Annotated in this window: 7 protein-coding genes; 4 read left to right on the top strand and 3 right to left on the bottom strand. The window is 63.2% G+C overall.

Annotation, left to right across the window (positions count from 1 at the left end; all coding sequences use genetic code 11):
* The 3 genes from OC373_RS17420 to OC373_RS17435 form a co-directional block, all read left to right on the top strand.
* A partial coding sequence (locus OC373_RS17420) for a transposase (RefSeq protein ID WP_261998186.1) occupies nucleotides 1-470 on the top strand: 470 nt, incomplete at its 5' end.
* Between the two features lie 790 nt (nucleotides 471-1,260).
* Nucleotides 1,261-1,629 carry a hypothetical protein gene (locus OC373_RS17430; protein ID WP_261998187.1) on the top strand — a complete coding sequence of 123 codons (369 nt, stop codon included), beginning with the start codon at nucleotides 1,261-1,263 and terminating at the stop codon, nucleotides 1,627-1,629.
* Nucleotides 1,630-2,001: 372 nt separating this feature from the next.
* Complete coding sequence (locus OC373_RS17435) at nucleotides 2,002-2,598, top strand: GNAT family N-acetyltransferase (protein WP_261998188.1); 597 nt, start codon at nucleotides 2,002-2,004, stop codon at nucleotides 2,596-2,598.
* Nucleotides 2,599-2,971: 373 nt separating this feature from the next.
* Here the strand turns inward: OC373_RS17435 and OC373_RS17440 are convergent, their stop codons facing one another.
* From OC373_RS17440 to OC373_RS17450, 3 genes are all read right to left on the bottom strand, one after another.
* Nucleotides 2,972-6,337, bottom strand: coding sequence for an autotransporter outer membrane beta-barrel domain-containing protein (locus tag OC373_RS17440; protein ID WP_261998189.1), 3,366 nt, complete (start codon nucleotides 6,335-6,337; stop codon nucleotides 2,972-2,974).
* A gap of 255 nt (nucleotides 6,338-6,592) precedes the next feature.
* Nucleotides 6,593-8,311 carry a hypothetical protein gene (locus OC373_RS17445; protein ID WP_261998190.1) on the bottom strand — a complete coding sequence of 573 codons (1,719 nt, stop codon included), beginning with the start codon at nucleotides 8,309-8,311 and terminating at the stop codon, nucleotides 6,593-6,595.
* Between the two features lie 443 nt (nucleotides 8,312-8,754).
* Nucleotides 8,755-9,666: a type II CAAX endopeptidase family protein gene (locus OC373_RS17450; RefSeq protein WP_261998191.1), complete on the bottom strand. Its 912-nt coding sequence runs from the start codon at nucleotides 9,664-9,666 to the stop codon at nucleotides 8,755-8,757.
* Between the two features lie 558 nt (nucleotides 9,667-10,224).
* Here OC373_RS17450 and OC373_RS17455 point away from each other — a divergent pair.
* Nucleotides 10,225-11,595 carry an alpha/beta hydrolase gene (locus tag OC373_RS17455; RefSeq protein WP_261998192.1) on the top strand — a complete coding sequence of 457 codons (1,371 nt, stop codon included), beginning with the start codon at nucleotides 10,225-10,227 and terminating at the stop codon, nucleotides 11,593-11,595.
* Nucleotides 11,596-11,793: the final 198 nt, after the last annotated feature.

The following is an 11,793-nucleotide window of genomic DNA, read 5'->3' on the forward strand; positions in this document are numbered from 1 at the left end:
TCCTGCGCCGGCTGGGCACCTACAGCCGGAAGAACAAGCTGTACTTCGCATTCCGAGAACTTGGCAAGGCCGTCCGAACGCTGTTCTTGCTGCGCTACATTGATGACAACGAGATCCGCAAAACGATCCATGCTGCGACCAACAAGAGCGAGGAATACAACGGCTTCGTGAAATGGGTGTTCTTTGGCAGCCAGGGGATCATCGCTGAGAACGTCCAACACGAGCAGCGCAAGATCATCAAGTACAGCCAGCTGGTGGCCAACATGATCATCCTCCACAACGTGGAAGGCATGAGCCGGACCTTGGCCGAGATGAGGAAGGAGGGGATTGAACTGACGCCCGAGATCCTGGCCGGCCTGTCGCCTTATCGGACCAGCCACATCAATCGCTTCGGCGATTACCACCTGGATCTTGAAAGGGAAGTGGCGCCGCTGAGCTACACAGCCAAGGTGCTTGAACAGACCCCATAGATGGGGAGAGCCTGCCCGAGAGACGAGCAATCAACCTTGAAATTCAGTCGCTTAGGCAGCTTTTGGCCCTGTACGTAATGATTCCCTGCCGACCCTCTACAGGGCGCGCTCTGCCTTGTACGCTGCCGGAATGATCGAACGCCGGGCCACGCACTTGGAAGACTGGGTGAAGGCAGCCGATTACCTGCAGGTCTGTTTCGAAATGGTTGCCACGGAGGATCCTCATCAGCTGCGGGATGACTGCCTGGATGCCTGCAAGCGGATCGTTTGTCGAGCTCGAGACCTGATCAGGCAGGCCGACCCGGGCGCCCTGGAAACTTGGCATTTGCACACGCTCTGCCTCTTCGACAGACACTGCGTCCCCGTCACAGATCGATCTGCGCGATTTGACCAGATCCAGTCACAGGTCGTGCGGTCGACGGAACGTAGTGCTGTAATCACCAACACCCTCATGATGTGTCGGGAGGCTTGCATTGATCCGCCTGCACGAACCGCGGCACCGCAGGTAGCGGTGACCCGCCCCTTGAGGGCGGTGGAGACACCCGGCCGCAACGACGCGTGCGGGTGCGGATCGGGTAACAAGTACAAGAAGTGCCATGGGGCTGCCAACCCGCCATCCGCGCAGTAACAGAACCGGCGTGGTCTTCCCGGCCATCACTCGGCCCTTGCCGTCCCGACTTCATCTGGGCGACGATCCACTCGCCAAGGGGGCGCCCATGATCAGCCGAGTTCGCCGTGCACCACGCGAGGCAGCGAGGCTGCCGAAAAAGCAACGCCATTACCCCATTGAATGGCGTTCGGTTCTGGGCAGGGCATGGTCCAGATCGGGCAGGGGGGGGCGGCGGTGTTCGCGCTCCTGTACCAGGCCTGCCTGCTGTTGGATCTGCTGGACAGCGGGGATTTCTTCTATCTGGTCGTGATGGTGACGCTACCGTTCTCTCTGGTGGCCTTCGCAGCCGCCGACGCCCTGCAGGCTCCGCTTGGGCTCTCGTTCGAGACGCTCAACTTGGTAGCCTGGGCGTTTCTGGGCGTCTTCGGGCTTGTTGAGTTCTATGTGATCGCGACCTGTCTGATCAAGGCATTCTGGCATTGCTGCACCGGCACGGTGCAACGGCGCAGGAAGCTCTCAAAGGCCCGGCGCTTCGCCACTTCGTGCTGACGATCATGCGTAGCGACCTGCAACGGCTGGAGCAGCTTGAGCGATGTCCCCGGCATCGACTGCGGTGCGGAGCCCACCTGGTCGGTAGTGATCGCGTTGTCGATGTCAACGACACGCTTGGCGGATGGCGCCCGCTGTTCAGCGCCTGCGCTGCCCCCTCGCTCCCCACTTCGTTCCGTGGTTGGAATCGCGCGCACTTGCACTGACAGATTTCGCCGCCTCGTACACACAAGGAAGCACCCACAGTGACTGAATTCTCAACGACGGTCGTGCAGTACTGGGTAGCTGCTGCTGCACAGCGGGCAGCAGCTACCCAGTGCGCCGGGGCTTACCGCCTTCGTCAATCCCGGGCTGGATGTGCAGCGGCGCGCGATGATCCTGGAGACCGGCGACGGCAGCGTACATGCGGCGCTCACCCCGGAAGTTGCCGCGGCTGCGAAGCTCACGCCGCATCCCGCCACCCCCGTTTCGCCAGCAACCCTGCGCGAGGCCCTGCACAGTGGCGGCATCCGCCTGCATGCGCCCGATCTGGTGTACTACGCCAGCCCCGGCGCCGTGGCAAAGATGATGCTGAAGCCCGGCATTGAGGTGCGTCAGCTGGGTCCCGACGACGCGAAGGCGTTCGAGCACTTCACACGCCAGGCCTCCGAGCAGGACCAGGAAGATGCCTACGTGGAGCTCGATCACTGGTCTGTATTCGGAGCCTTCGGTGGGGGAGAACTGCTGGCAGCTGCCAGCATGTATCCGTGGGGCGGCGCGGCGATTGCGGACATGGGGGTGCTGACCTTGCCACGCGCACGCGGCACGGGCTTGGGGCGCGCATTGGTGGGTGCGCTGCGCGCCAACGCGGAGGAGCGTGATCACCAGCTGCAGTATCGCTGCCAGCATGACAATCACGCCTCCATCGCGCTGGCCCGCTCGAGCGGCTTGGTGCGCTATGGCACCTGGGAAGTCGCCCACGAATCGTGAGCACGTTGTTGGCCGCGCCCATCCGCGGCCAGTTCATGTGAATGCGTTAGCTGCCTGTTGGGTAATGGAAGACTTCATGACTGTATTGAACGTAGCGGTGATTGGCGGTGGCAACATCGGTGCGAGCCTGGCGTATGACTGCGCGCTCCGTGACTGCCTTGGGAAGGGAAGCGGAACTACGTCGAGAGGCAGACCAGCAAAAGACGGCGTATCATCGATTTCGCATAATGTATATTATGTAAAACAGCTGGCGGCTGCGGCGAGGTACCACGCGGGCCTCCTCAATCTACCGCTGGCCGTGCTCTAAATTGATGTCCTCTTGTTCCCACATAGGTCCCCTATTTGAATTCAAAGGCTTTTGCTCGCCACAACGTTACCAGTTCCAACGCACGCCCACCTTGCCGTCCCAAGCATCAAACGCACGGTCAAAGCTGCGCTGGTAGCCGATGTTCGCGTAGAGGCTGGTCGAAGCGCCCAACTGCCAGGTCGCCCCGGCGTTGAGCTGCCACCACGTGCCTTTCAGATTGGCTTCGAATGGCACGTAGCCCTCCGCCGAGGAGAACTCGGTCACCGGTTGGCCACGGAACTCATGCCAGCCATTGAGCCGCAGCCATCCGGTGAACAACCGCCGGATGCCGTCATGCGTGGGCTCCAGGGTCCAGGTGTTGGCCCATCGCAGGCCCAGACGGGCAGCGAGCGAGTCCATATTGCTGAACCGGATCAGCGCGGCGGGGTCGCGGTTGTGGTCCCGGTCGATCCGCTGATAAATCACCTGCAGCTGCGGCTCGATGATTTCATCTTCATCCTCCTTATCGATCTGGAACGGATAGCCTCCTTCCAGCGATGCCCCCCAGCCGAAACTGTCGCGCTCCAGCAGAATGCCGTTGCTCGACCTGGATTTGCCTTTGCCCCACGTCCCCTGCCAGACCGCATCCAGATACTGGCCTTCGTCCCAGTAGCGCGTCCAATAGAGGCCAAGTGAAGTGCCCTTGACCTGGTTGCGGCCGGCCAGCGTGCCATCGAAATGCGTCACATCGCTGCGCATCCTGCCCTGCCCCAGATACAGGCCAGCGTGGTCGCGCTTTCCGTCGTCATGCTCCACCGCATAGACATCCGCGCCGGCCTGGATGGCCAGAATGTCGTAGTCGTAGCGCGGGCTGCCACCGTAGATGCCGCGTCGGCTGCCTTCCACGTCACCGTTCTCGCCGATCACGCGCACCCAGCCGCCGTTGAAATACGCATCCCCGCGCAGGTCGGCGCGTTGACGCAGCTGCTCCTGCTCCCCTACCCGCTCGTGCAGGTTGCCGAGCGTGGCCCAGCCGTAGCGCAGGCCCATCGCCGGCAACGCGGTGTAGAGCGACACCTCGCTGCGGTACTCCGGTATGGGTGCCGGCTGCGGCACATACGGGTCCGGCTCTGGCGGCGCCGGTGACGGCGTCGGCAGCGGAGGTGGCTCGGGCGGTGTCGGATCCGGATCCGGCGGGGTCGGTCCCGGCGGCGGATCCGGGGGTGGAGGTGGCGGCGGAGGTGGAGGCGGCGGTGCGGGACACGGGGGCGAAGGCGCAACCGGACCGTTGCAGTCAATCGACGAACGCAGGAACCAGTCCTGCCCGTCGCCGGCGGCATAGCCGCCGCGGTGCAGCCGATACGCATACGGACCGGCCAGCACCGGCGCGCCGGTGAAGAAGGTATCCGGTGCGGTGGTTCCACCATCGAGCGCGGTCACCACGCGGATGCCGTCACCAAAGGTCAGCGCACCAGGGCCATCGGTATTGTGGATGTCCAGGCGGGTGCTGCCACTGGCGCTGCCGCCCTGTATGACCAGTTGGTCACTGGGCGAGCCATCGCTGTCCAGATAGGTGTTGAGTGCGATCACGCTGCCTGCGCCGCCGGCATACGAGGTGGTGTAAAGGAACTTGTAGTCGTTCGCACCGGCAGGCGGCAGGAACTCGATGCGCCCGTCATTGCGCACCCACTGCGACACCGTCGAGTTCTGCGGGATGCTCCAGGTGCTGCTGGCTTCAATGCCGGCATTACTCAGGTTCCAGGCAGCCCCGGTCCAGTGGCTGGCGGCCTGCAGCGTGATGTTGGCCTGTGCCGCAGAGTCCGCGCCGGCATCGCCCTGGAGCGTGCTGTTGGACGCGACCAGGTCCAGCAGGGTTGCTTCACCGGTGGCGCCGATGTCGGCAGCCCACAGCAGGTAGTCGTCCCCGCGGACCGTGGCGTCCTGCACGGTGGCACTCAACGGCCCATAAGCATAAAAGGCCGTTTGTTCGGTCATGAGCGAGCCACCGCGCATGCTGAACACGTTTTCCCAGCCATTGGACTGGTTCGCGGAGAGGACGCCATAAGCGGCGCCGGTGGCGATCACACTGGTGTTGGTGAGATGGACCTCGTTGTTGTCGGTGACCTGGGTGGGGCTGCCAAAATTGCGCATATAGATGGCGTCAGCGCCGCCGCTGTTGCGGACGGTCGAGTCGACAACGAAAACCTGCGCATTCCCATACGTGCCGATACCCACCGACCCCGCGCCGGACGTTTCGATGGTGTCGCCGGTCAGGTTGACCACACTGGCCAATGCACTGTTGGCGCCGGCATAGATGCCATAGCTCCCGGCCACCGGGTTGCTCCAGAGGGTGCCCGTGCTGTTGAGGGTGCCCGTGCCAACCACCGCCCCGCCTCTGACGGAGGTGCCCGAGGCAGTGCCGAAGATGGCATCCACACCCGCCATGCTGGTGCCAACCGTAAATGCATAGCGCTGAGCGTTGGTTGGCGAGGTAATGCTAATGCGGCTTGCGCCGGTCAGGTTGACGGTAGAGTTTTCGGCGACCCACACGCCGATGCCCACGCGAGGCCCGGTGACCAGGAAATTGCTCAGGCTCGCGCTGCCGCCCCGCTGCGCAACCAGACCGGTACCTGCCGTGCCGGTGGTGGCGGTGAAGTTCGCCGTAATGCCGTCCAGCACCTGGGTATTGCTGCCGCTATCCACTGTGACGCCGATGGAGTTGGCGCCATTGAAGGTCAGCGAGAGCGGGCTGTTGATCTCCAGCTGCCCGCCGCCGTACAGATAAACGCCCATGGCCCCAGACTGCTGGAAGGTGAACTGGTTGGTGCCGCTGAGCACCGCCTTGGCCGTCGGGCCTTGGACGCCCAGCCCGAACGAGTTGCCTGTCCTGCCGATATACAGGCGATTGAATCCGCTCAACTCTACCCGCGCGGTACCGTCGACGCCGATGCCGTTGCCCTGCGTGCCCGAGGAGAGCGCAGGATCGTTGTAGCGCATGTTGGCCATCTGGATCAGGCCCGCCGTGCCACCGGCCAGCTTGCCGATGCCCGCGCTGGTGACATTCCCAGCAAAGACAGACACCGTGCCACCGTCGGCATACAGCGCCTGCCCTCTTCCGCTGACCCGCAGGTTGATGCCGCGGGGCGCAGAAATCACGCCGCTGGTCGCGTGCAGGGAGAGCGCATTGGACAGGACCGAAATCGCGCCCGGGGTGGCAAGCGGCGAGTTCATGTCCAGCAGCACGTCACCGCCATTGGCCCGCACGCCATCATTGTTGCCGGTATCGATCGTGGTGTTCCCCACGACCGTAGTCGTGCCGGACGTCGCGGTAACCGTGCTGTTGACCGTGCCGGGGCCGACCACCGCCTGAGCAATCGCGACAGCCGGAGCGACGAGGACGCCAGCCAACACTGCCCCGATGGACTGATACAGACGTCGCCTGCGCGTGTTCATGGTGACTTCTTGTCCCGTGAGCGGGGCGCCTGGCTCACGGGCGCCTGGGCAACTGCGGCCAGCCTTTTCTTGTGGGGAACTCGGACGGACCTACCGCCCGGGCCCTTTTGATGCGCCATCCATGATCTTCTCGACCATCGCGTCAATATTGAAGCTGGCCGACGGCTGCCGCGGCGGGATGAGCAATAGTCGCGCGGGCCAAATGCGGGCGAAACCGCAAATGTACTTAGATTCGCTCGGTATTTTCAGCGGACGCTAATGCGATTGTTCGGCACGACCGCCAATCTTGAGCCGCTTTACGGCGAACACCCCACCTATCATCAGGTCACCATTCTCCATGATGGTGGTGATCCCACCCAGGGCATTCCAACGACGACTGTCATCAGGGAACGCCCAACGCGACTTGATCTCGCCCGTCGACCAGTCCAGGCCGACATACTGATAAACGCCCTTGTCCTTGTCCTTGTGCGCTGCGTACAGCAGCCCTGTGGGTGCCGAGACGACCGGCACCATGATGTCGGTGTTGTCGACCTCATGGTTGATCCAGCCCTTCTCGAACGCGTCTTTGTCCGGGTTCCAGATGAACTTCTGTATGCCCATCGGCGCCGGCCGGGTGATGCCCCCGGTAAACGCATTGCCTGGGCCGGCCGGAAGCGGCTTTGGATATGTGCTGTTGAGGAATGCAACGCCGTAGCCGAGCACATTCGGGGACGGCTCGATGGTCATCTGGCTGATGTCAATCCGGATCTGGTCGGCGATGCGGTTGGATTGCGTTCCGGGCTTCTGCTTGAAGCCTGCCGGAATCGCGTCCCGCCAGAACGCCACCGCGTTGCTGCCGGTTTCAGCGGCATCGGCAATCACGATGAGCTTGTCCGGGTCGCTGCCGAACCCCATCAACGTCGGGGTGGTGCCCGAACCCCGGGAAATCGCGCCCATCGCCAATGCCTTTTCGCCGGGCATGGAATCGTAGGGAGACGACCATGCCCCGTCCTTCTCATCGGTGGACAGCGTCGTTCCGTTCCAGATCACCTTGTTCATGTGCTTCTCGGTGACCACATAGATGCCGTTGTTTTCATCGATCACGATGCTGTTGTCTACCGCCTCGCCATTGAACGTCACCGACGCCTTCACATTCAGATCCCGGTCCAGCACGATCAAGGCACCCGGGGCGGCTGCAGCCAGGAAGCCGTCGTAGGTCATGTTCAACCCGATGATGCGGGTCACCGACTTGGCGACGTCTGCGGGCAGGCCCTTGGCGACATCGGCGGTCTTGACGATCCGCGGCGGGTCACCGACCACGTTGCCATCGGTTGTCTTCAGCACGTGGGTGCCACCGTAGACGCAGTAGTGATTGCCGTCTCGATCAAACAGGTTGTAGACCCCGTTGATGCCACTTTCCATATTGAGACCAGCGGCGCCGAGGCCCTTCAGTGCGCCGAGGATCTTAGTCTCGTCCTTGGTACGGTAAGCGGCATCGAGCTGCGTCAGTGCGGCATCAAGCGCGGCCGGTGTCGCCATCGCGGCGGACGCTTCAAATCCCGGGTAAGGAAGCAGCCCTCCCACGGCCTCGAAGGCATCACCGGTCACCCGGATCTTCTGCACTCCCACCGCACCGCTGGCAAAGGCGATCACCTCCCCGCCTACGCGCTTCAGGGTGGGATTGGAGGTCACCAGGGTGGGCACGGTCGCCACATCCGCCGCGGTGAGGTTTCGGCTACCCACAGGCCCGGCGATCAGCACGGAATCGGTGGCCGCTGGATTGAAGTGGGAGGTCGGGTAGACACTGTCCGCCAGCCACGGATTCGGCGGAGGCATATTGGGCGGTGTTGCCGCCGGCTTGACGGCTGGGGGGGAGGCCTCGGCCGCCGAGGTACGGTTCTCGCTCGTGGTCTCTCGGCTGCACGCAGGAAGCACCAGTGAAATCACCACAGCGAAATACACAGTCGGAGCTACATCCCAGATCCTGGTCGCCATCTGCGATTCCCTGAACGGCCTCGGTGGATGCCAGTCTCTGCGCGCCAAACCGCCACCACCACCGCAAAGGCACTGTGGGCCGACCGGTACTTCTACTTAGCAAAGCCCAGGGGGGGGCTAAGCGGACCGCTTTCGGCCAGAAGCTGACCTCCGCACTACCCCTGGTAACGAGCCCTAATCCCCTGCCCCCCATGTCCGCTCTCTGCCAAGAGCAGTCGTTGCGAAACGTAAACCGAAGGTGGGCCTAGTCGAGCTTTGTCGAGAAATCCAGATCACCCTTTGACACTTCAGCAATGGCAGTCTCGGTTCCAGCCGGTAGTGACACTCTCATCCCGAACCTAAGCTGCCTCTACTTCGCTGAATATCTGGAGCGGAATCCGCACCAGTAGCAAATTGCAAAGCGGGCACCCGCTGCATCCGGCGATACCGCCCGGGCAGTGGCGTTATCTGCTGGTCGGCGAGAAGTTCTGAGCTCCGCGCGTCTTTCGCCACTGGATCCACGCGACCGCGGCGACGAAGAAGACGCTGCACAGGTAACTGCCTTCTGGCCCTTGCGCGCCACCGGTCAGGGTGTCGAGGCCTTGCGGGCGCAGCGCCACCAGCAGCGCCGGCAAGTGCGTATCGATGCCGGTGACGGGCAGTTCGAAGCCGGTGGCGAGCAACCAGTTCCACCCCGCGTGCCAGCCCATCACGCCCCAGATATTGCCGGTCCGCAGCGCCCAGGCGCAGGCGAACAGCGAGAACAGGAACGTGCCGAGCATGACCCGGAGCGGCTGGTGCGGACTGAAATGCAGGAAGCAGAAAACGAGCGATACCAGCAGCACTGCCACCGTGACATTGGTCTTGCGCGCCACCACGGACAGCATCCAACCGCGGAAGATGACTTCCTCCACGCTCGCCTGGAACATGAAACCCAATAGCAGTAGACCGATGTGCAGCAGGCTGACGGGCGACCGCCAGGCCTGCCCCAAGCCCGCCGCCTGCATGCCGCCAGCCATCCAGATCGCGACTACGACCAGCGCGATCGTGCCGAATCCAACGGCCAGTCCGCGCAGGAAGGTTTTCAGCGGTGCCGGACCGGTCAGTCCGATACTCGCCAGCGAGCGCCCTTCAACGAAGCGTACCCAGGCGAGCACGGCCGCCAGCGTCGGCGCGAAGCCGATCCACAGCAGCGCATACAAGCCAGCGAGACCGATCGGATCGCCGCCCGGCGTCGACCAATGCTGTGACTGCATCCACCCGTCCAGCGCGATCACCGGCACCGCGTTGAACAGGATCATCAGGATCGGCGTCAGCCAGGCCCAGGGCAGCCAGCCGCGGGCCGGATCGGGCGAATACAGCGCAACGGAGGTCATGCAGGGCACCAGGTCGACGTGATCGTCGCTGCAAGGTGCCGTCCGCGCGCGGGCGTGGCAACCGGTTTGCGACCAAGCCACAGAAGCCGCCGACGAATCTCCCGGATCGCCGACGAAATGGCGCTGAGTCGTCGCCCGTGGTGTCCGCTTTTGAAAAAGCTGAGAGCGGCGGCCCGTGTGAACTACCGCACCCATCCCAACTGGGAAGACGAACTCCTCAAGCTCACAGGGACCAAGGCGTCGACATCACGCTGGACGTGGCTGGCGATGACGGCATCAACCGGTCCGTGCTCGCCACGAAGGCTGGGGGCAAGATCGCCCAGATTGGTTTCCTTGGGCGCTTTCGGGAGGCGGGTGATCAGGGTTTCCTGATTTGGAACAGTTCCGCGCGGGTCACTCTCTTCCCGCGCCTTTCGGCGAACCTGGACTGGCCTGGTCACGCCATATCCGCTTCCAGCCACAAGCAGACAAAGACGGCAGCCTGGGATTACTTCCGGCATTCGTCTCGACTCCGCAGCCGGATCATCCTAGCTGCTCAATCACGCTAGAGGATAGCCGATGTGTCGCAGTGCGCTGTGGGCGGTGTTGCTTCTGGTCGTACCGTTGGGTGCCTACGCGTCTGCACCGAAGGCGCAGGCCTGCGAGGACGACGCATCACCCGCTTTACGCGGATCGCAGTGCGCCTCTGTCGATGTGCCACTGCGCCATGCTGACCCATCAGGCGAGCACATATCGTTGTTTCTGCGGCGCATACCGGCCAGCGCCGATCATGCCAGACGAGGCGAAGTCTGGCTGCTCTCCGGCGGTCCTAGTGAGTCAGGGGCATCCCTGTATCCCTTGATCCAGACCTACCAGCGTGCATTTCCCGGATTCGATCTTGTGATTCCCGACCACCGGGGCACAGGCCGATCTTCGCGGATCTGTCCCGTCCAGGAATCACCTGAAAGCCCGGAAGGCAGGGGGCTGGCAGGAACGGAATGGGGACCCTGCATCGGCACTATGTACGCCAACCTGCAGCGGACGTCGGCCTTCTCCATTACCGAGGCCGCGCAGGACCTTGGCGTCCTGATGTCAGACGCGGATCGCGGCGGCCAGGTGCTGCTGTATGGCGTTTCTTACGGCACCCAACTGGCGCTGCGCGCGCTCCAGGTCAACGACCTTCAGGTGGATGGCCTCATTCTTGACGGACTGGTGCCGCCGGAAACCACTGAAAGGTTCGATCTCAGCCGGCGCACAGCGCTTGTTGACCAGGTAGGCCGGGAGAGCATGGATGAAGGCAGCCTCGAGCGCTATCGAACGCTGCTGGCGGCGAAGGATGCTGCTTGGCAGAAAGAGGTGCCGGGCGGCGATGTGCGTCGATTTTTCGCCGCGCTGCTGAGCTTCCCTTCGCTGCGCGATCGAATCCCGAGGATCGTGCAGCATCTTTCCGCTGGTGATGACCGCTCGCTGGTCGCCACGGCAAAAGACTGGAACATTGCGCTGGCGCAACTGGGACAGGGTGGAAACAACCAACCGGCCTTGCCGCTGGTGATGCTCATAGCCGCCTCGGAGAACAACGCTCGTCCGGAGCTGAGCCTGGCCACTGTCAATGAAGAGGCCAAGCACGCGCTGTTCGTCAGCCCCATTCCCGGCCTGCTGGTGAATGGCAGTGTTCCGCGCTACCCACGTGATGCATGGTTCGGAAAGAGTCCGCGCACCCTTCCGCGAACCCTGGTGATGCAGGGGAGCCTTGACCCGAATACCGCGTACGCCGGCGCCGTAGAACACGCTGCCACGCTGGCTGGGTCGGGGCCTGTCACGTTCCACACGGTGGACCGCGGCGCCCATCTGCTCGCATTGGTGGCTCCACGTTGCTTTGTAGCGGCTGTCGACAGCTTCATTGACGGTGCCAGGGTGAGCGAACACTGTGCAGAACCCGCGTCAGAGTGATGGCCAGGCAGACCAATGTGCCTGGACAGGAGCGCTGCCGCGGAAGCGCTCCCGGTAGTCGCCCGGCGCCACTCCCAGCAGACGAAGGAAGGCACGAAGGGGCTGCAGGTCCTCGTAGCCGTCACGATCCTTTGCGTCTCGTGTTCATGGATTTCGTTGCCCAAGCGTTCGCAGAGATTCCGCAGCTCAACAAGTAGT

The sequence above is a fragment of the Stenotrophomonas sp. Ste96 genome (assembly GCF_024519495.1).
Classification (GTDB): domain Bacteria; phylum Pseudomonadota; class Gammaproteobacteria; order Xanthomonadales; family Xanthomonadaceae; genus Stenotrophomonas; species Stenotrophomonas bentonitica_A.